20 protein-coding genes are annotated in these 19,781 nt (G+C 67.4%); 10 read left to right on the top strand and 10 right to left on the bottom strand.

Going from position 1 to position 19,781, the window contains the following annotated elements; all coding sequences use genetic code 11:
• The first annotated feature begins 75 nt into the window (after window positions 1–75).
• Window positions 76–654 carry a TetR/AcrR family transcriptional regulator gene (locus ON40_RS02545; protein ID WP_218008724.1) on the top strand — a complete coding sequence of 193 codons (579 nt, stop codon included), beginning with the start codon at window positions 76–78 and terminating at the stop codon, window positions 652–654.
• Window positions 655–717: 63 nt separating this feature from the next.
• A complete protein-coding gene (locus ON40_RS02540; RefSeq protein ID WP_040817996.1) occupies window positions 718–1,134 on the top strand; it encodes a VOC family protein in 417 nt (138 codons plus the stop codon).
• Between the two features lie 6 nt (window positions 1,135–1,140).
• On the opposite strand, the gene ON40_RS02535 is transcribed toward ON40_RS02540, so the two are convergent.
• From ON40_RS02535 to ON40_RS02520, 4 genes are all read right to left on the bottom strand, one after another.
• On the bottom strand, window positions 1,141–2,130 hold the full coding sequence (locus ON40_RS02535; protein WP_040817994.1) for a sigma-70 family RNA polymerase sigma factor: 990 nt from the start codon (window positions 2,128–2,130) through the stop codon (window positions 1,141–1,143).
• Window positions 2,131–2,337: 207 nt separating this feature from the next.
• Window positions 2,338–3,318, bottom strand: a complete 981-nt coding sequence (locus ON40_RS02530) for an aldo/keto reductase (protein ID WP_040818107.1) — start codon at window positions 3,316–3,318, stop codon at window positions 2,338–2,340.
• 99 nt (window positions 3,319–3,417) lie between these two features.
• On the bottom strand, window positions 3,418–5,070 hold the full coding sequence (locus ON40_RS02525; protein WP_040817992.1) for an acyl-CoA synthetase: 1,653 nt from the start codon (window positions 5,068–5,070) through the stop codon (window positions 3,418–3,420).
• Between the two features lie 188 nt (window positions 5,071–5,258).
• The gene (locus ON40_RS02520; RefSeq protein ID WP_040817989.1) at window positions 5,259–6,296 is read right to left on the bottom strand and encodes an LLM class F420-dependent oxidoreductase; all 1,038 of its coding nucleotides are present in this window, start codon (window positions 6,294–6,296) and stop codon (window positions 5,259–5,261) included.
• Window positions 6,297–6,374: 78 nt separating this feature from the next.
• Between ON40_RS02520 and ON40_RS02515 the strand changes: the two genes are divergently transcribed.
• The 5 genes from ON40_RS02515 to ON40_RS02495 are packed head-to-tail and all read left to right on the top strand — an operon-like array spanning window position 6,375 to window position 10,873.
• Window positions 6,375–7,373, top strand: coding sequence for a Zn-ribbon domain-containing OB-fold protein (locus ON40_RS02515; protein WP_051192591.1), 999 nt, complete (start codon window positions 6,375–6,377; stop codon window positions 7,371–7,373).
• Between the two features lie 8 nt (window positions 7,374–7,381).
• Window positions 7,382–8,413 (top strand): thiolase family protein, encoded by a 1,032-nt coding sequence (locus ON40_RS02510; protein ID WP_040817987.1) that lies wholly within the window; start codon window positions 7,382–7,384, stop codon window positions 8,411–8,413.
• Window positions 8,410–9,576, top strand: a complete 1,167-nt coding sequence (locus tag ON40_RS02505; RefSeq protein ID WP_040817986.1) for a thiolase family protein — start codon at window positions 8,410–8,412, stop codon at window positions 9,574–9,576. The genes ON40_RS02510 and ON40_RS02505 overlap by 4 nt, the downstream gene beginning before the upstream one ends.
• The gene (locus ON40_RS02500; RefSeq protein WP_040817983.1) at window positions 9,573–10,445 is read left to right on the top strand and encodes a TIGR03619 family F420-dependent LLM class oxidoreductase; all 873 of its coding nucleotides are present in this window, start codon (window positions 9,573–9,575) and stop codon (window positions 10,443–10,445) included. Before ON40_RS02505 ends, ON40_RS02500 begins: the two co-directional genes overlap by 4 nt.
• The gene (locus ON40_RS02495; RefSeq protein WP_040817980.1) at window positions 10,442–10,873 is read left to right on the top strand and encodes a nuclear transport factor 2 family protein; all 432 of its coding nucleotides are present in this window, start codon (window positions 10,442–10,444) and stop codon (window positions 10,871–10,873) included. The genes ON40_RS02500 and ON40_RS02495 overlap by 4 nt, the downstream gene beginning before the upstream one ends.
• Window positions 10,874–10,959: 86 nt before the next feature.
• Here ON40_RS02495 and ON40_RS02490 read toward each other — a convergent pair whose 3' ends face one another.
• Window positions 10,960–12,195 carry a cytochrome P450 gene (locus ON40_RS02490; protein ID WP_083895362.1) on the bottom strand — a complete coding sequence of 412 codons (1,236 nt, stop codon included), beginning with the start codon at window positions 12,193–12,195 and terminating at the stop codon, window positions 10,960–10,962.
• A 135-nt stretch (window positions 12,196–12,330) separates the two neighbouring features.
• On the opposite strand from ON40_RS02490, the gene ON40_RS02485 reads away from it, so the two are divergent.
• Window positions 12,331–13,497: a steroid 3-ketoacyl-CoA thiolase gene (locus tag ON40_RS02485; protein ID WP_040817978.1), complete on the top strand. Its 1,167-nt coding sequence runs from the start codon at window positions 12,331–12,333 to the stop codon at window positions 13,495–13,497.
• Window positions 13,498–14,002: 505 nt separating this feature from the next.
• Window positions 14,003–14,419, top strand: a complete 417-nt coding sequence (locus ON40_RS02480; protein ID WP_011207048.1) for a helix-turn-helix domain-containing protein — start codon at window positions 14,003–14,005, stop codon at window positions 14,417–14,419.
• A 299-nt stretch (window positions 14,420–14,718) separates the two neighbouring features.
• On the opposite strand, the gene ON40_RS02475 is transcribed toward ON40_RS02480, so the two are convergent.
• The 3 genes from ON40_RS02475 to ON40_RS53825 form a co-directional block, all read right to left on the bottom strand.
• The gene (locus ON40_RS02475; protein ID WP_040817974.1) at window positions 14,719–15,738 is read right to left on the bottom strand and encodes a hypothetical protein; all 1,020 of its coding nucleotides are present in this window, start codon (window positions 15,736–15,738) and stop codon (window positions 14,719–14,721) included.
• An 85-nt stretch (window positions 15,739–15,823) separates the two neighbouring features.
• Window positions 15,824–16,336 (bottom strand): ImmA/IrrE family metallo-endopeptidase, encoded by a 513-nt coding sequence (locus ON40_RS02470; RefSeq protein ID WP_040817972.1) that lies wholly within the window; start codon window positions 16,334–16,336, stop codon window positions 15,824–15,826.
• Window positions 16,337–16,348: 12 nt separating this feature from the next.
• Window positions 16,349–16,654: a hypothetical protein gene (locus ON40_RS53825; protein ID WP_176572810.1), complete on the bottom strand. Its 306-nt coding sequence runs from the start codon at window positions 16,652–16,654 to the stop codon at window positions 16,349–16,351.
• A 336-nt stretch (window positions 16,655–16,990) separates the two neighbouring features.
• Between ON40_RS53825 and ON40_RS51555 the strand changes: the two genes are divergently transcribed.
• Window positions 16,991–17,545, top strand: coding sequence for a hypothetical protein (locus tag ON40_RS51555; RefSeq protein ID WP_157186169.1), 555 nt, complete (start codon window positions 16,991–16,993; stop codon window positions 17,543–17,545).
• 439 nt (window positions 17,546–17,984) lie between these two features.
• On the opposite strand, the gene ON40_RS02460 is transcribed toward ON40_RS51555, so the two are convergent.
• Both ON40_RS02460 and ON40_RS02455 read right to left on the bottom strand, forming a co-directional pair.
• On the bottom strand, window positions 17,985–18,899 hold the full coding sequence (locus ON40_RS02460; RefSeq protein ID WP_040817966.1) for an SDR family oxidoreductase: 915 nt from the start codon (window positions 18,897–18,899) through the stop codon (window positions 17,985–17,987).
• Between the two features lie 37 nt (window positions 18,900–18,936).
• Window positions 18,937–19,731, bottom strand: coding sequence for an SDR family oxidoreductase (locus ON40_RS02455; RefSeq protein ID WP_373281837.1), 795 nt, complete (start codon window positions 19,729–19,731; stop codon window positions 18,937–18,939).
• Window positions 19,732–19,781 lie beyond the last annotated feature (50 nt).

Below are 19,781 nucleotides of genomic sequence, written 5' to 3'. Positions count from 1 at the left end.
GGGATAGTGGAATCGACGGCTATACGGAGGACCCTCCGCATAGTTCGAGCGTAGCAGAAACGGAGGGGCCTCCGCTTGGTGAACAGAAACCGAGCCCCGCGCGCCGACGCGCATCGCAATCGAGAGCGCCTGCTCGAGGTCGCGAAAACCGCGTTCGCCGAGGGCGACAAGGTGTCCCTGGAATCGATCGCCCGCGCGGCCGGAGTCGGCATAGGCACGCTCTACCGGCACTTCCCGACCCGCGAGGATCTGATCGAGGCCGTCTACCGGGCTGAACGCCGACGCCTGTGCGAGGCCGCCGACGACCTGGTCACCGGCCCCGACGCCGCGGCGGCACTACGCAGCTGGATGGACCGCTTCGGCGACTACATCTCCGCTAAACGCGAGATGGCCGAGACCCTGCGCGCCATCATCGCCTCCGGCGCGATCACCGCGGAGGAGGCCCGCGCCGAATTGTCCACAGCCGTCCAGAAACTCATCGACGCGGGCGCATCCCAGGGCACCCTGCGCCCGGACGTCCCCGCACAGGACGTGGTCGCCAGCCTGCTCGGGATCTTCCTGGCCTGCGGCGCACCCCAACAACGCGAACAGGCGGACCGAATGATGGACCTGTTGATGGACGCCCTACGCGTCGATCGCCGCGACATCCGATGAATTCGGTCCCCGCGCCCCGTCGACATAGGTGACAACCAGAGGACTGTGCGCGAGAGGACCGATATGGCCAGCAAGATGATCTTCGTGAATCTCCCGGTCGACGATCTGGAACGGTCCAAGAGCTTCTACGCGGCACTCGGTTGGACGGTGAATCAGGAGTTCACCGATGACAACGCCGCCTGCGTGGTGATCGACGACAACATCTGCCTGATGTTGCTGATCAAACCGTTTTTCGAGACCTTCACCCGCCGGCCCCTGGCCGAGACGACCGCCTCGGTCGGATCCATCTACGCGCTGGCCCTGGGCAGCGCGCAGGAGGTCGACGACCTCACCGGCGCGGCCCTGCGCGCCGGGGCCGCCGAGGAGGTCAACGTGGACAAGCGCGCCCAGGAACGCGAGGTCGGCATGTACGGGCGGACCTTCGCCGACCCGGACGGCCATCAGTGGGAACCGTTCTGCATGGCCGTCCCGGGCGCGTGATCCGGCCTACACCCGCAACTCCGGTGCCAGTCCGAACAGCGGGAACAACCGCTCGGTGTCGAGGAAGAAGTTAAGCCCGCCGATACCGTCACCGTCGAGTTCCAGGATGACGACCGCCCACGGCTCGAGCACACCCGGCCGCTGCCCCGGCTTGTACTGACCGAACGCGGGCAGGCCGTTGGCTCCCTCGAGCGGGATCAGGCGGGAACCGTTGCAGGCCGAGGGGCCCGGACCGAGCATGAACTCCGCGATGTTGCCAGGGCCCGAGACCCACAGCTCGATCGGCGGCATCGACAGCGCCACATCCTTTTTCAGCAGGGAGGTCAGCGCGTCCATGTCGTACGCCTCGAATGCGCGGACGAAGCCGTCGACGAGTTGGCGTTGTTTCTCGTCGGACTCGTCGTAGCCGTCACCGGAGTCCGGCTGCACCTTGGACATGGTCGCGCGGGCCCGCTGTAGCGCGCTGTTGACCGAGGCCGGTGACATGGTGAGCATGTCGGCGGTCTCGTTGGCGGAGAATCGCAACACCTCACGCATGATCAGGATCGCGCGCTGGGTGGCCGGAAGGTGTTGCACCGCAGCCACGAACGCCAGCCGCAACGAATCCTTGGCGGTGGCATGTTCGGCCGGATCAGCGCCGAAGGCCAGGCCGTTGGGGATGGGCTCGATCCAGACGTAGTCCGGCTGCGGCGGCGGAATCGGACTGCTGGGACTCGACGGGCCGTTCAGGTCCATCGGCCGGGCGCGGCGCTGCGGACCGTCGAGCATGTCCAGGCAGACATTGGTGGTGATCTTGTACAGCCACGACCGGACGCTGGCCCGTCCCTCGAACGAGTCGTATGACTTCCATGCCCGGGTGAATGCCTCCTGAACGGCGTCCTCGGCCTCGAACGAGGACCCCAACATCCGGTAGGCGTAAGCGCACAGCTCCCGCCGATACCCCTCGAACTGCTGCAGCACCTCATCGATGGCGCCGGTGGAACGCGTCTGGTTCATGCCCGACCCCGCTAGCGCTCGGCTGTGAATCTGATTCGATGGCTCATGTCACACACTCTGGCACAGGCCACCGACAAGTAAACACCCCCGAATCCGGGGCAGCGCCGATTCAAACGTGATCCGCCTCACTTCCGCATCGCGGAAATTCGCACTTCGACCGGGCGAGGCGATTCTGCGAACCTGGAGCGAGTCCACGACCAGGACGGTCTAGGAATCCGACCGCGAGGTGCCGTGCGCGGCAAAGGATTGCCGATCCCCCGCCCAGCCCGCGGCGACGATCTTCTCCAGTTCGGCCCGATCCTCGGCGTCGAGTTCGATCGCCGCCGCCGCGACGTTCTCGATGATCCGCGCCGCCCGGCGGCTGCCCGGAATCGGCACCACATCGGGCCCCTGCGCCAGCAGCCAGGCCAGGGCCAGCTGTCCGGGCGTGATCCCCAGCCGTTCCGCGAGCGCGCGCAACGCCGCCACCTGCGTCAGATTGTTCGCCAGATTCTCCCCGGAGAATCGCGGATCGTTGCGCCGGAAGTCGCTGGCGGCGACGGTGTCGGAAGTCAGTGTCGCGGTGAGCAATCCGCGACCGAGCGGACTGTAGGGCACCAGCCCGACACCCAGTTCACGCGCGGCGGGCACCACATCGTTCTCCGGTTCGCGCCACAACATCGACCATTCGAACTGCACCGCCGCGATCGGATGCACCGCGGCCGCCTGCGCGAGCTGCTCCGGGTTCACCTCGGACACACCCAGATGCCGCACCTTGCCCGCGCCCACCAGATCGGCCATGGCGCCGACGGTTTCGGCGATCGGCACCTGCGGATCGACCCGGTGCAGGTAGTACAGATCGATCACCTCGCGCCCGAGCCGAGCCAGCGAGGCATCGCAATATTCGCGCACCCGTTCGGGTTTCGCGTCCAGATGCACACCGTTCTCACCGCGCACGATGCCGAATTTCGTCGCCACCCGGACATCCGGCCCCGCATCGCGCAGCGCCCGCGCCAGCAGTCGCTCGTTGTGTCCGCCGCCGTAACTCTGCGCGGTATCGAAAAGCGTTGTCCCGGAATCGATCGCCGTGTGCACGGACGCCACCGACTCGTCGTCGTCCACCGTGCCGTAACCCTGGGAGAACCCCATACAACCCAGACCGATCGCGGAGACGACCGGTCCGGAACTACCGAGAGTGCGTTGCTGCATGCCCCCATCGTCGCCGGACGACCCGCGGCGCACCAATAGAGTTTCCGATCCGATCCATCGGCATTCCGATGGATCGGATCGCTCACGCCTGCAAGGGAACTACTTCGTCGCGGGAGCGTGCGCTTCCTCGTCGGCCGGGCGCGCCTCGGCCTGCGCGTGCGCCCACTTGTAGTCGGGCTTGCCCGCGGGCGAACGCTTGATCTCGTCCACGAACCACAGGCTGCGCGGCAGCTTGTAGGACGAGATCTCCTGCGCGAGAACCGGACGCAGCTCCTCCAGCGTGGGCCGCGCCGCACCGCGACACTGCACCACCGCGGCCACCCGATGACCCCAGCGCTCGTCCGGAACGCCGATCACCAACGCGTCGAAGACCTCCGGATGGCACTTGAGCGCACCCTCGACCTCTTCGGGGTAGATCTTCTCGCCGCCACTGTTGATGCTGACCGAACCGCGGCCGAGCATGGTGACGCTGCCGTCCTCCTCCACGCGGGCGAAGTCGCCGGGGATGGAGTAGCGAGTTCCGTTGAACTCCTTGAACGTCGCCGCGGTCTTGACCGGGTCGTTGTAGTAGCCGAGCGGGATGTGGCCCTTGCGCGCGAGGATGCCGACCTGGCCGGATCCGGGCGCCACCGGGTTGCCGTCGTCGTCGAGAACCTCTGTGGCCGAATCGATCTTCACCCGCGGGCCGCCGGTGTGGGTGGCGCCCTTGGCCGCCACGGACAGTCCGCCGAAGCCGGTCTCCGACGACCCGATCGAATCGGTGATCATCGTGGTCGGCAGGTGCTCCATGAACTTGTCCTTCAGCGCCGGCGAGAACAGCGCCGCACTGCTGGCCATCGCCCACAGGTTCGAATGCTGGTAGGACTCACCGGTTTCCGGGTGGCCCGCCTCGAGCGCGTCGAGCATCGGGCGCGCCATCGCGTCGCCGGTGATGAAGATGAGGTTCACGTTGTGGCGATCGATGGCCTGCCACACGCCGTGCCCGTTGAACTCCGGGAGCATGATGGCCTTGCCGCCGTCGAACAGGCTGTGGAAGGTCGCCGCCTGCGAACCGCCGTGGATCATCGGCGGAATCGGGTAGCGCACCATCTGCGGACCGCCGGCACCGTTCTTGGCCTGCTGCCACTCGTCCTCGATGTACTCGCCGGTGACGAAGTTGATGCCGCCGCCCAGCACCCGCCACCAGTCCTCCTGACGCCACATCACGCCCTTGGGCATGCCGGTGGTGCCGCCGGTGTAGATCATGAAGATGTCGTCGGGCGAACGGTCGCCGAAGTCCCGCTCGCCGTGCGAGGAGGCAAGGGCCGCTTCGTATTCCACCGAATCCGTGGCGAGGGGGTACTCGTCCTCGGTACCATCGTTCACCACCAGGACGGCCTTCAGCTTCGGGGTGTTCGGCCGCACCGCACTCACCCGATCCGTGTAGCGGCGCTCGTGGATGAGCGCGACCATGTCGGAGTTGTCGAAGATGTACTGGAGCTCGTTCTCGACGTACCGGAAGTTGACGTTGACCATGACCGCCCGCGCCTTGAACACCGCCACCATGGCCTCGACGGCCTCGATGGTGTTGCGCGAGTAGATGCCGACCTTGTCGCCCGGTTGCACACCCTGCTCCAGCAGATGATGCGCCAGCCGGTTGGCCCGATCCTCCAACTCGGCATAGGTCACCGAGCGGGTGTCATCGGCCAGCGCGACGCGCTCCGGCACGAGGTCGATTGTGTGTTCGACAAGGTCCGCTATGTTATGGCTCACACGACAAAAATAGAACGTGTTCCTAAGCCTGACAAGACTTGATTTACGGGGTTTACTAATTCACGCTCCGCGCGGTCCGGACCCGCCACCCAGCGCCGACGAGCCCACCCGGACATTTCGGGCGGGCTCCGCCGATCGGCCCGGCCGAACCTCGTGTTCACCTCGAGATCCGGCCACTCACCGGAGATCTACCCCTGCACCAGAGGCGCCAGTCTGGCCAGTTGCTCGGTGTCGCGCGCCGACACCAGCAGCATGTCCACCCCGGCCTTCTCCCACACCTGCAACTGACTGCGGACCTGCGTCTCGTCGCCGACGATCATGGTGTCCAGGATCAGCTCGTCCGGCACCACCGCGGCGGCCTCCTGCTTGCGCCCGGACCGGAACAGCCTGGTGATCTCGTCGACCTCGTTGCCGTACCCCATCCGGCGGTAGACCTGGGCGTGGAAATTCAGTTCCTCCGCACCCATACCGCCGATGTACAGCGCCATCACCGGTTTGATCCGGTCGATCTCCGCACGCGCGTCGTCGGTGACGACGACCTGGCAACTCGCGGCGATCTCGAAGTCCTCCCGCGAGCGCCGCGCGCCCGGCCGGGCGAACCCCTCCTCGAGCCACTCGTCGTACATTCCGGCCAGTCGCGGGGTGTAGTAGATGGCCAGCCAGCCGTCGGCGATCTCCGCGGTCAGCGCCACATTCTTGGGCCCTTCCGCACCCAGCCAGATCGGCAGATCCGCCCGCAGCGGATGGGTGATGGGCTTGAGCGGCTTACCCAGCCCGGTCGCGCCGGGACCGTTGTAGGGCAGCGGGTAATGCGCTCCGTCGCTGGTCACCTTGGCTTCGCGCGCGAGCACCTGCCGGACGATCCCGACGTATTCGCGGGTGCGCGCCAGCGGTTTGGCGAAGGGCTGTCCGTACCAGCCCTCGACCACCTGCGGACCCGACACGCCCAGGCCCAGAATGTGCCGTCCGCCGCTGAGATGATCCATGGTCAGCGCGGCCATCGCGGTCGCGGTCGGGGTGCGCGCGGACATCTGCACCACCGAGGTGCCCAACCGCACCCGCTGCGTGGCCGCACCCCACCAGGCCAGCGGCGTGAACGCGTCCGAACCCCACGACTCGGCGGTGAACACCGCGTCGAATCCGACCTCCTCGGCAGCGGTGACCACCTGTGCCGCATTGACCGGCGGGCTCGCGCCCCAATATCCGAGCTGTAACCCGAATCGCATGACTCCTCCTTCTCGGCGCTACTCTTGTCACCAGAATAAGAACCTGTTCTACTCGATATCGTGACTCAGGGAAACACCATGACCGGCACAATTGCGAAAGGAAGCGGTCCGGAAACGGAACCTGCTCCCGAAGTACTGGCCGCAGAGCTGCGGATGAAGTTCGACTACACCCGATCGGTCGGCCCGACCATCGGGCGATTCCTGACCGGACTTCGCGAGGGTCGCGTCGTCGGCGTACGCGGCTCCGACGGCCGGGTGATCGTCCCGCCGGCCGAATACGATCCGGTGACCGCCGAGCCGTTGACGGATTTCGTCGACGTCGCCGATGTCGGCACGGTGCAGAGCTGGTCCTGGGTGGCCGAGCCGCTGCCGGGCCAGCCGTTCGATCGCCCCTTCGCCTGGGCGCTGATCAAGCTGGACGGAGCCGACACCGCACTGCTGCACGCGGTCGACGTCGCCTCCCCCGAGCAGATCCACACCGGCCTGCGGGTCCGGGTGCGCTGGGCCGCCGAACGCACCGGCGACATCCACGACATCGCCGCCTTCGAACCCGGTGACACCTCCGCCGCGCCCGCCGCATCCGCCGCGGCCGACGAGCCGGTGACCGGCATCGTCACCCCGATCGACCTGCGCTACAAGCACACTGCCTCGCCGCAGGAGACGGTGTTCCTGAAGGCGATCGCCGAGGGCCGCCTGCTGGGCGCCCGCGCCGGCGACGGCAAGGTGTACTTCCCGCCGCGCGGCGCGGATCCGCGCACCGGCGAGCCCACCGAGGACTACGTCGAACTGGCCGACAACGGCATCGTGACCACGTTCTGCATCGTGAACGTGCCGTTCCAGGGCCAGCGCATCAAACCGCCGTACGTGGCCGCCTACGTGCTGCTCGACGGCAGCGACATCCCGTTCCTGCACCTGGTGCTCGGCTGCGACCCCGCCGAGGTGCGCATGGGCATGCGGGTCAAGGCGGTGTGGAAACCCCGCGAGGAGTGGACCTACGACGGTCTGGACAACGTCTCCCACTTCGAGCCCAGCGGCGAACCCGACGCCGACTACGAGACCTTCGCGCAGCATCTCTAGGAGAACCCTTGAGCGACAACACGAACGACATCGCGGTGGTGGGATTCGCCCACGCCCCGCATGTCCGGGAGACCTACGGCACCACCAACGGTGTCGAAATGCTCATCCCCTGCTTCCGGACCCTGTACGACAAGCTCGGCATCGGCGTGTCCGATATCGACTTCTGGTGCTCAGGGTCCTCGGATTACCTTGCCGGACGCGCATTCTCGTTCATCTCGGCGATCGACTCGATCGGCGCGGTGCCGCCGATCAACGAATCGCACGTGGAGATGGACGCGGCCTGGGCGCTCTACGAGGCGTACGTGAAACTCCGCTCCGGACAGGTGGATACGGCACTGGTGTACGGCTTCGGCAAGCCGTCGGCCGGCACCCTGCGTCAGGTGCTGACGCTGCAGACCGACCCGTATCTGGTCGGCCCGCTGTGGCCGGACGCGGTCTCGATGGCCGGGCTGGCGGCCCGCGCGGGACTGGACGCGGGACGGTGGACCGAGCGCGACATGGCCGCGGTGAACGCCGCCGACGACGCGGAGATCGACAAGCGCCTGGCCGCGCCGTTCGTCGCGGATCCGTTCCGCGAGCACGACATCGCGCCGATCACCGACGGCGCAGCGGCCATCGTGCTGGCCTCCGGGGATCGCGCCCGCGAACTCTGCGAGCGTCCCGCCTGGCTGACCGGCATCGCCCACCGCATCGACACCCCGATGCTGGGTGCGCGCGATCTGAGCACCTCCCCCTCGACCACCGCGGCGGCGAAGGCGGCCCTGGGCGGCAACTCCGCCGAATTCGATGTGGCCGAACTGCATGCGCAGTACAGCCACGAACAGCTGATCCTGAAGCAGGCCATCGGACTGGGCGACAAGACCCGGATCAACCCGTCCGGCGGTGCGCTGTCCGGCAATCCGATGTTCTCCGCCGGACTCGAGCGGATCGGTTACGCGGCAACCGCAATCATCAACGGCACCGCCGATCGCACGCTGGCACACGCCTCGAGCGGCCCCGCCCTGCAGCAGAACCTTGTCGCCACCCTGGAGGCCAAATGAGTTCCCCCGCCGCGGTGCTCGGCACCGGACAGACCCATCATGTGACGAAACGCTCCGACGTATCGATGTCGGGCATGTGCCGTGAGGCCATCGATCGCGCGCTCGAGGACGCCGGTGTGACCATGGCCGAGATCGACGCGGTCGTCATCGGCAAGGCGCCGGACCTGTTCGAGGGTTCGATGATGCCCGAGCTGTTCATGGCGGATGCCTTGGGCGCCACCGGGAAACCGCTGCTGCGCGTGCACACCGCGGGTTCGGTGGGCGGCTCGACCGCCATCGTCGCGGTGAACCACGTCCAGGCCGGTGTGCACGGCAAGGTGCTCGCGGTGGCGTGGGAGAAGCAGTCCGAATCCAATGCCATGTGGGCGCTGTCGAATCCGGTTCCGTTCACCAAGCCCGTCGGCGCCGGTGCGGGTGGCTATTTCGCGCCGCACGTGCGCGCCTACATCCGCAGGGCCAACGCGCCCTTGCACATCGGCGCGATGGTCGCCGTGAAGGACCGGCTGAACGGATCCCGCAACCCGCTGGCCCATCTGCAGCAGGCCGACATCACCCTGGAGAAGGTGCTGGGCTCCCAGATGCTCTGGGACCCCATCCGTTTCGACGAGACCTGCCCGTCCTCCGACGGCGCGTGCGCGATCGTCTTCGGTGACGAGACCTCCGCCCGCGCGGCCGAGGCGTCGGGCAAGAAGGTGGCGTGGGTGCACGGCACCGCGATGCGCACCGAGCCGCTGGCCTACTCCGGCCGTGATCAGGTGAGCCCGCAGGCCGGTAAGGACGCCTCGGCCGCGCTGTGGAAGCAGGCCGGGATCACCAACCCGGTCGAGGAGATCGACGCCGCCGAGATCTACGTGCCGTTCTCCTGGTTCGAGCCGATGTGGCTGGAGAACCTCGGCTTCGCCCCCGAGGGCGAGGGCTGGAAGCTGACCGACGCCGGGGAGACCCGCATCGGCGGCAAGCTGCCGGTCAACCCGTCCGGCGGCGTGCTCAGCTCCAACCCGATCGGCGCGTCGGGCATGATCCGCTTCGCCGAATCTGCCAAGCAGGTGATGGGCCGCGCGGGTGACTACCAGGTGGAGAACGCCCGCAAGGCGTTCGGCCACGCGTACGGCGGTGGGTCGCAGTACTTCTCGATGTGGGTGGTCGGGAGCGAGCAGCCGTGAAATTCACCGTCGGAATCGCGATGAGCCCGCTCGAGCAGCTGCCCGAGCTCGCGAAAACGGCCGAGGAGTGCGGGTTTTCGAGCATCGCGCTGCCGGATTCGCTGTTCTACATGCAATCCCAGTCGGAGAAGTATCCGTACACCCCCGACGGCAACCGCTTCTGGGGCCCGGACACGCCGTGGGTGGATCCGCTGATCGGCGCGACGGCGATGGCCGCGGTCACCGAGAAGATCCACTTCTACACCAACGTGCTCAAACTCGGTTCGCGCAATCCGCTGCTGCTGGCCCGTCAGGTGGGATCGGTGGCGGCCATGAGCGGCAACCGATTCGGCTTCGGCGTCGGGATCGGCTGGGCGCCCGAGGAATTCGAGTGGTGCGGGGTGCCCTATGCGCGCCGCGGCGCGCGCGTGGACGAGATGATCGACGTGATCAAGCTCGTCCTGGGTGGCGGGATGGTCGAATTCCACGGTGAGTTCTACGATTTCGACAAGCTGCAGATGAGCCCCGCGCCCACCGCACCGGTGCCGTTCTACATCGGCGGTCACACCGGTCCGGCCCTGCGCCGGGCCGCCCGGGTGGGCGACGGCTGGACCTCGGCGATGATGAAATACGACGATATCGTCAGCACCATCGCCGAACTGACCAAGCTGCGCGCCGAATACGGCCGGGCCGCGGACCCGTTCGAGATCCAGGTGGTCTGCATCGACCGCTTCGGCAAGTCGGGCTACGAGGAACTGGGCGCCGCCGGGGTCACCGACTCCATCGTGGTCCCGTGGATCTTCGACGGCCTCGGCTTCGATTCCGAACTCTCGGCCAAACAGGATTCGTTGCGCCGCTTCGCCGATCAGTACATCGAGGGGTCGAAATGAGCACGGCGGGAAGCGGGCAGGACGAACATCCTGCCCGCCGGGCCGGTCGCGCCTCGCAGTCGGCGGTCCGCGCCCGCGACAAGGAGGCCTGGCTCGACCTGTTCGCCGCGGACGGCATCGTCGAGGACCCGATCGGCCCCTCCGGCTTCGACCCCGAGGGTAAGGGTCACCGCGGCCGGGACGCGATTTCGGCGTTCTGGGACAAGGCGATCGCCGCGACGGAGTCCATCGAGTTCGTCTTCGGCGACTCCTTCGCCTGCGGTAACGAGGTGGCCTACACCGGCCTCATCCGCACCCGTATGGGCGGTCAGATCATCGACGCCGAAGGCGTTTTCACGTATCGCGTAGACGACGACGGCAAGATCGCGGCCCTGCGCGCCTACTGGGAGACCGACCGCGCCATGCGCACGATCCGCCCCCAGGAGTGAAACCCCGTTCGTGACAACGGGTCTCGGTGGGGATCGAGACGAGAAGGGGCGGGCACCATCCGGTGCCCGCCCCTTCTCGCTGTCTTCTAGTAGCTGACCTCGAACTCCTTGATGCCGTTGAGCCAGCCGGAACGCAGGCGCTTCGGGTCACCGAGCTTGGAGATATCGGGCAGGTGGTCGGCGATCGCGTTGAAGATCAGATCGATCTCCAGTCGAGCCAGGTTCGCGCCGATGCAGAAGTGCGCACCGGTGCCGCCGAATGCCAAGTGCGGGTTCGGATCCCGGGTGATGTCGAAGGAGAACGGATTCTCGAACACCTCCTCGTCGAAGTTGGCCGAGCGGTACACCAGCACCACCCGCTGCCCCTTCTTGATCGTCACGCCGCCCAGTTCGGTGTCCTCTAGCGCGGTGCGCTGGAACGAGGAGACCGGGGTGGCCCAGCGGATGATCTCGTCGGCCGCGGTGGCCGGGCGTTCCTTCTTGTAGAGCTCCCACTGATCCGGGTTCTCCAGGAAGGCGACCATGCCGTGCGAGATGGCGTTGCGCGTGGTCTCGTTACCGGCCACGGCCAGCAGGATCACGAAGAAGCCGAACTCCTCCGAGGTCAGCGCCTCACCGTCGATGTCGGCGTTGACCAGTTCGGTCACGATGTCACCGGCCGGGCTGGCCTTGCGTGCCTCGGCCATCTGCCAGGCGTAGCCGAGGATCTCGGTCGAGGCGAGCAGCGGGTCGGCGGTGGACTCGGGGTCGTCGTACCCGGTCATGTCGTTGGACCACTGGAACAGTTTCATCCGGTCCTCTTGCGGCACGCCGATCAGCTCTGCGATGGCCTGCAACGGCAGCTCACAGGCCACCTGGGTGACGAAATCGCCCGCGCCGGACTTGGCAGCCGCCTCGACGATCCCCTTTGCCCGCGCGGACAGCTCGTCGCGCAGCCCGTTGACCGCACGCGGGGTGAACCCCTTCGCGATCAGCTTGCGCATCCGGGTGTGCTGCGGCGCGTCCTGGTTGAGCAGCACGAAACGCTGCATCTCGATGTTCTCGCGCTGGATGTCGTCGTTGAACCGCGGGATGGCGGTGTTTTCGTAGTTGGAGAACACGTCGCTGCGACGCGACACCTCCTTGACGTCAGCATGCTTGCTGACGACCCAGAAGCCGTCGTCCTGGAACCCACCCACCTCGGGCGACTTGGGGTTCCACCAGATCGGTGCGCTTCGGCGCAGCTCGGCCAATTCCTCGACCGGCACCCGTTCCGCCCAGATCTGCGGATCGGTCACGTCGAAGCCCTTCGGCAGGTTCGGCGCGATGCGAGTGTCAACCACCAGCTTGTCTCCTTCGACTAACTGAAACACGTTCTACCTTCATTGCAGCATAGGTGGTATCAGTAGTAAAGAAGCCAGATTCTGCTCGCATGACATCTGGAGAACTTGTTACAGTTTCCCTACGGGAGGATAGCCATGGGAACACCCGTCATCGTCGAAGCCGCGCGCACCCCGATCGGCAAGCGCAACGGCTGGCTGGCCGGTCTGCACGCCGCCGAACTACTCGGCGTCGCACAGCAGGGTGTGCTCGACAAAGCTCAGGTGGACCCCGCCCTCGTCGAACAGGTCGTCGGCGGCTGCGTCATGCAGGTCGGCGAGCAGGGTAACAATGTCACCCGCACCGCCTGGCTGCACGCCGGACTGCCGTGGCAGACCGGCGCGGTGACGATCGACAACCAGTGCGGCTCCGCACAGCAGGCCGCCGGTCTGGTCGCCGGACTCATCGCCACCGACGCCATCGAGGTCGGCCTCGCATGCGGCATCGAGTCGATGAGCCATGTTCCGCTGGGCGCCAACGTCGGCGAGAACGCCGGGCCGCGCCGCCCCGCGTCGTGGGATATCGATATGCCCAACCAGTTCGAGGCCGCGGAGCGAATTGCCAAGCGGCGCGGGCTGACTCGCGACGACGTCGAGGAATGGGGCGAGCGTTCGCAGCGCCTGGCCGCGCAGGCGTGGGCGCAGGGCCGCTTCGATCGCGAGGTGCTCACCGTCGCCGGCGCACCGCAGGTCGACAAGGAGGGCAACCTCACCGGCGAGAAGCTGGACGTCAGCCGGGATCAGGGGCTGCGCGAGACCACCCGCGAGGGTCTGGCCAAACTCAAGCCCGTCCTGGAGGGCGGCGTGCACACCGCGGGTACCTCCTCGCAGATCTCCGACGGTGCGGCCGCAGTACTGCTGATGGACGAAAATGCCGCGCGCCGAACGGGTTTGCGTCCGCGCGCCCGCATCGTGGCGCAGTGCCTGGTCGGCGGCGAGCCGGAGTTCCACCTCGACGGCCCGGTGCAAGCGTGTTCGCGACTGCTCGAGCGCAGCGGGATGAGCATCGGCGATCTGGACATCTTCGAGATCAACGAGGCTTTCGCCTCGGTGGTGCTGTCCTGGGCCTCGGTGCACAAGCCGGATCTGGACCGGGTGAACGTCAACGGCGGCGCGATCGCGATCGGACATCCGGTGGGCAGCACCGGCGCTCGTCTGATCACCACGGCCCTGCACGAGCTCGAGCGGTCGGACAAGAGCACCGCGATGGTCCTGATGTGCTGCGGCGGCGCCCTGGCCACCGGCACCATCATCGAACGGATCTGACAAACTCGACATTTCGGTCAGCAACGATCCCGGCACCTCCGCCCCGGATGCGCACCATGCCGCGCGCCGGGGCGGCGTCGTGAGTAAGGTCCTCATGTGCGTCGATGGCGCACATGCGACAGCCCTGATCACGGCCGCGCGGGACCGAACAGCGCTCTTATCAGCCGTTGTTGAATCTTCACGGCAGGATTAGCGGAACGTGGCGTACGCCACACAATCTGCAGTACAGACAGGACGATGAGATGTCAGCTATTCTCAAGCAACCGAGAGGGTGAGGCGAAGGACCCTTGCGACGGGCCAGAACCGGGTTCTACCTGCGGTTCCCGACAACCGTTGCGGTGGCCCGCAAACGCCCCCGCCACCGCCGGTTCACGAACCGGGCGTCTGGAAGCTTCAAGGAAATCGCGAATCAGGCGTAGGTTTTCAGTTACTCAGCCGCTAATATCAATGATACGTATCCGAGATAACGACTGTTAGTACAGCGAAGGGAATTGGGCGGCTCACAATGGCTGATTTCGCGGCGCGGCTGAACAAGCTGTTCGAAACCGTGCATCCCCCGGGGCGTAAGCCGCACACCAACGCCGAGGTGGCGGCTGCGCTGACGGCCTCCGGCCATCCGATCTCGAAACCGTATCTCTCACAGCTGCGGTCGGGACAGCGCACAAACCCCTCTGACGAGACGGTGGCCGCGCTGGCGAAGTTCTTCAAGGTCAAACCGGACTACTTCTTCAACGACATCTACGCGGCCAAGATCGATCACGATCTCGAGCTGCTGTCCCAGCTGCAAGGCTATGGACTGCGTCGTCTGTCGAGTAGGGCGTTCGACCTCTCCGAAGAATCGCAGAACCTCCTGACCTCCATGGCCGAGAAGCTGCGGGCGAGCGAGGGTCTGCCCGAGATCCCGCCGGACGGCACGGAATAGGAAGTACCACAAAGCGACACAGTGCGGAGTCTTGTACCCGCACTGTGTCGTTTTTGGGTCGATAACCGAAGCGGGTAGCGCTTCGGTCACAAGTGCGAGCACATACCTCGAGGTAGTGCTCCGGTCTTCAGTCGTGCGCGGACATGTGCGCACAACGGATTAGTTGATGTGATCGACACCGCCATACCGGTTGGTTCGGCGAACACCGAGCGTTTGTGACCGAACACCATAAGAATCGGTTAGTGTTCCCGTAATCACAGAAGACAAAACATGCATACCGGACTTTCGCCCCGGGTATTTCATGCACGGGGCGAAAGAGCCGGGTGTCCCGGTTCGGCATCGAATGCGCGAGCGATCGCCTGCACCCATCCACGCGGGCTCACGCCTTGCGGCGGCGCGATCCAACGCGCGTCCACAATCACATCGCCGAGCGGGTTGTGCGCCCAGCGGGCGACGAGTTCGGCGCGTTCGGCGGCCGAGCCCGGCGGCATTCCCGCGGCGGCCAGTTCGACGCCGCCGCCGGACTGCAGATACAGCGCGTCCATGATCTGCGCGACGTGGTCGGACGCCTTGAGTTGCGTCGCGGAACTGGTCTGATCGTGCGCCACGACCTCCGGGAAACGTTTGGTCATGGTGTGGTGCAGGGGCCGAATCTGCCGCAGCAGCACGCGCGCTCGCACCCACAGCTCGATGACGATCCACACCGCGCCCACCGCGATCAGCAGGCTCGCGATCTGCCAGAGCGGCCAGTACCAGCCCGGCGCCGAGGGCCGGGCGGGCAGTTCGCCGATCGCCAGCCGCCGGATCGACAGCGCGGCGAGCACGCCGACCACGATGGTGCCGAAGGTGTAGAGCGCGATACCGCGGCCCAGCGCGGTCCAGTCCAGGTTCCGCAGACCGGTCACGGCGATGAACACACAGCCCAGCAGGGTCATCACCCAGCCGAACAGCACCGACCAGGCCACCGTGAGCGCGATGGCGATCAGGCCGATGCCGTAGATCACCAGCGCGATCTGCCGCAGATTCTGCCGCGACACCACCGGCCAGGCCGCCGCGGCCACCACCGAGGTGGCGACGGTGAACAACAACCAGGCGGCGACGGTCATCCGGTCGCCGAACATCATGCCGTTGATTCCATGCGGCACCAGGTTGTCCAGTGCCAGAGCGATTTCCGGAACCGACACGGTCGCCGCGGCCGCCACCGAGGCCACCGCGACCACGATCGCCACCCGAGCGGTCGTCGCCGGTTTCACCAGCACCCGGCCCACGCGGGCACCCGCCGCCATCCAGATCAGCAGCGCAGTCAACCAGAATGTCATGCCGCTTCCCCTCGCGAATATCCCTGCGACTCAGAGTGATCGGATGTCGTACCGGCCGTCGGTGCGAGCGGCGTTCCGGGCGCGCTCATCCGAGCGCCTCGTCGAAACGCAGCACCGAGACGCCCGCGCCGCGGTTGTGGAATACGCGCAGCCGGGTCATCAACATGTTGGCGAAGGTTTCGGCTTCCCATTCGGCCTGCTCGTCCTCGCCGTCGTCGACGACCTGCTGATGTGAACGCTGGCTGAGCATGTAGGCGATGAGATCGTCGCTGGCCTCGAGGGTGACCTCGGTGGCCGTCTCACCCGGATGATCGAAGATGATGTGCCCCAACTCGTGTGCGAGGGTGTGGTCGCGGCTCGGCAGCGCCGAGGCCAGCACGATGACGTCCTTCTCCGGATAACTCCGCCGCTGACCACACACACCGGGCCCGAGCTGGGCGCTGGCGATCTCGATGGGTCGGCGGCGTTCGGCGGAGATCGCCAGGACCACCTCGTCCAGATCGGTGGCGTCGAAATCGGCGGCCACCGCGCAGACCGCGTCCACCGCGGCCGCGACGCGACGATACGAACGAGTGCTCTGTGCGCGACTCTCAGTCATGACCTCTACCCCTTATGCCCGAGGTCCGAAGAATTCCGCGCGTGCGGCGTCGATGCGCGCCTGCGCGGCCGAAGCGCTCTGGAAGCTGACCGCGCCGGACCCGGCCGCGGCCAATGTCATGGCGATCAGGCCGCCGATCACGGTCAGGACCGCAGGCTTGGGCAGATCGGAGTTCGCCGAGGTCGGACGCACATCCGGATTCGGCTGGGCCTGCGCCGCGAGCGCCGAGGGCACGGCCGGAGGCGCCGCGGGTGCTGGTGCGGCCGGAGCCGGAGCCGCCGCGGGTGCGGCGGGCAGCGCCACGGCCGGAATCGGCACCGAGGGCGCCGGGGCCCCGGGCCCCGCGGGGGCGGGCGGGATGGCCAGCGGCGCGGCGGGTGCGGCCGGGGCCGGGCCGGTTGCAACAGCAGCAGGAGCAGCGGTGAGGCGGCCGCGGCCGAACCCAGCGCCGCCGAACCGGTCAGCGCCGAACCCGTTCCGGCGAGTGCGGAACCTGTTGCGGCGGAACCGGTGCCGAGGATCGCGGCCAGCGCCGGTGCGACGGCCGAGCCGGTACCCAGCAGGGCCGCACCCGCGGCGGAACCGGTTCCGAGCAATGCCGCACCGGTCGCCGCGCCAGCGGAACCGACTGCGGCGGAACCGGTTCCGAGCAGCGTGGCCAGCAGCACGGTGGCGGCCGATCCGGTACCGGCCAGCGCAGAGCCGGTACCGGCAGCCGCCGAACCCGCTGCGGCAGAACCGGTTGCGCCGAGTCCGACACCCGCGCCGGAGGCAGCGGACCCGGTTCCGGCGAGAGCCGAACCGGTGGTGGCCGCGGCCGAGCCGACCGCCGCCGAGCCGGTACCGGCCAATGCCACGGCGGGACCCGCCGCCGCCGAACCGACCGCGGCAGAACCCGTCCCGAGCAGGCCGAGCAAACCTGCCAGACCTTCGGGACCGGCGGCCGGGGTGGGCCGCACGGGCAGGCCCGCGGTGGGGCCGGTGGCGTGCGCGGCAGCGGGGCCGGGCGTGGTGATCCGCTGCGACGGCGACTGGTGCACAGGTGAGGAGGATTGCGGCACGGGCCGCGACGCGGACGAGGGGCGTCCCGGAATCTTCAGGGGAATGCCCTGGTCGGGATCCACCGAACTACCCGGAGTCGCCGGGCTGCACCGGGGACAGGGTGGGGCAGGCTGCGCCTGGGCGGCGAATGCTCCCAGCAGCCCGTAACCGGCAGCCATGCCGGTCACTGTCAGGACGCGCAGAATGCGACCCATGGCCATGCGCTTGCCTTCCCCTCATCGTGTTCAGCGCAGATCTGTACCCGGTCGCGTGAGAAGTCCGGGAGTCGAACGATGTTGATCATCATAACTGCGGGTTGTTTGCTCGCGCAGCGGGATCATGTGAGACATCGCACTCGTTCCGATGACCTCACTTGATCTTGGAACCGTGCTGTTCCCGGTTCGGCAACGGCCCTGACAGCAGGCTGTGCCGGTGACGTGAGGGGCTCGCGCAGGTCAGCGGGCGGACCCGGTCATCGCAACTCGCACAGGAATATTCGATGCCGACGGATGTCCGGATCGTTGCCGGGGGAAGGCTCCGGCACATCGCGCGATCCGGTCCGCGCGGATCGTCCCGGGCCTCGCGAACCCGGGACGTAGCGCACAATTCAGGCGCCGTAGACGACCTCCGGCGGCGCCGACTGGGCAATCAGCTCGCGCACTGCCGCGCCGACCTCGGCCGGGGCCCAACGCGCGCCGCGATCGACCGGAACGCCGTGCCGCCACCCGTCGGCCAGTCCGACCTTGCCGCCCTCGACCTCGAACATCCGGCCCGTGACACCCGCCGAATCGGCGCTGCCCAGCCACACCACCAGCGGTGAGACGTTCTCCGGGGCCATCGCGTCGAAACCGTCCTCGGGCTTGGCCATCATGTCCGCGAACACCGTCTCGGTCATCCGGGTGCGCGCGGAGGGGGCGATCGCGTTGACGGTGACGCCGTAACGCCCGAATTCGGCCGAGGCGGTGATGGTCAGCGCGGCGATGCCGGCCTTGGCCGCGGCGTAGTTGCCCTGCCCGACACTGCCCTGCAGGCCCGCGCCGGAGCTGGTGTTGATGATGCGCGCGTCCACCGCGTTCCCGGCCTTGGACTCCCCGCGCCAATACTCCGCGGCGTGCCGCATGGTCGCGAAGTGGCCCTTGAGGTGCACCCGCACGACCGCGTCCCACTCCTGCTCGGACAGGTTCACCAGCATCCGGTCCCGGACGATTCCGGCGTTGTTGACCAGCACGTCCAGCCCGCCGAAGGTCTCCACGGCCTGTGTGATCAGGCGTTTCGCGCCTGCCCAGTCGGCGACGTCGTCACCGTTGACCACGGCCTTGCCGCCCAGTTCGAGGATCTCCTCCACCACGTGCGCGGCCGGGGAATCGGTGCGCGGGGTGCCGTCGAGTTCCGCGCCGATATCGTTGACCACCACATTGGCCCCGGCGGCCGCGAACGCCAGCGCATGCGCCCGGCCGAGGCCGCCACCGGCTCCGGTGACGATGACAGTGCGTCCGGCGCAGAGCTTGTCTATGTCAGCCATCTTTTCTGCTCTCATTTCCGTTGTGGTGCGGTGTATTTCAGTGCGGCGCGGCGGCCGGTTCGTTGACGGTCGCGGCATCCAGGAAGGCCGGGCGCTCACCGCCGCCGTGCGCGAGCAGCGTGCCGCCGGTGACGTAGGAGGCCAGCGGCGAGGACAGGAACAGCGCGCAACGGCCGATCTCCTCGGGCGCGGCCAGACGTCCGAGCGGCACCGTCGAGCCGACCGCGTCGATTCCGGCTTGATCGCCGTAGTGCAGATGGCTGCTCTCGGTGTGGACCATGCCCACGATCACCGAGTTGACCCGCACCTTCGGAGCCCATTCGATGGCCAGTGAGGTGACCAGACTGTCGACACCCGCCTTCGCCGCGCCGTAGGCCGCGCTGCCGGGTGAGGGGCGATGCCCGCTGACGCTGGAGACCATCACGATCGAACCGCCGTCGGCCTGCTTCTGCATGACCGCATTGGCGGCCTGCGAAACCAGCAGCGGGGCAAGCAGGTTCAGCTCGACGATCTTGGAGTGGAAGTTCTTGCTGGCGGTCGCGGCCGGTGCGAACGGCGCGCCCCCGGCGTTGTTGACCACATGATCCAGGCGGCCGTAGCGGGCCACGATCGCATCCATTAGCGCGGTGACCGCATCCCCGTCGCGCACATCGCAGGGCAGGTATTCGGCCGTGCGGCCCGAGCTCTCGACCGGCGCGTCGGCGGGACGGCGCGCACAGGTCACCACCGTCGCTCCGGCGTCCAGGAAAACCCGGCTGATCCCGGCGCCCACCCCCCGCACGCCGCCCGTCACGAGAACTACGGATCCGGAGAGGTCCACTTCTATTGCCACCGTGCTAACCTACCAAGCACTTGCTTGTTTTGCCAACGATGGGACTCGAG

The sequence above is a fragment of the Nocardia jiangxiensis NBRC 101359 genome, assembly GCF_000308615.1.
Lineage (GTDB): Bacteria > Actinomycetota > Actinomycetes > Mycobacteriales > Mycobacteriaceae > Nocardia > Nocardia jiangxiensis.
Note: the sequence above shows the minus strand (reverse complement) of the source record. Positions and strands in the feature narration are given on the sequence as shown.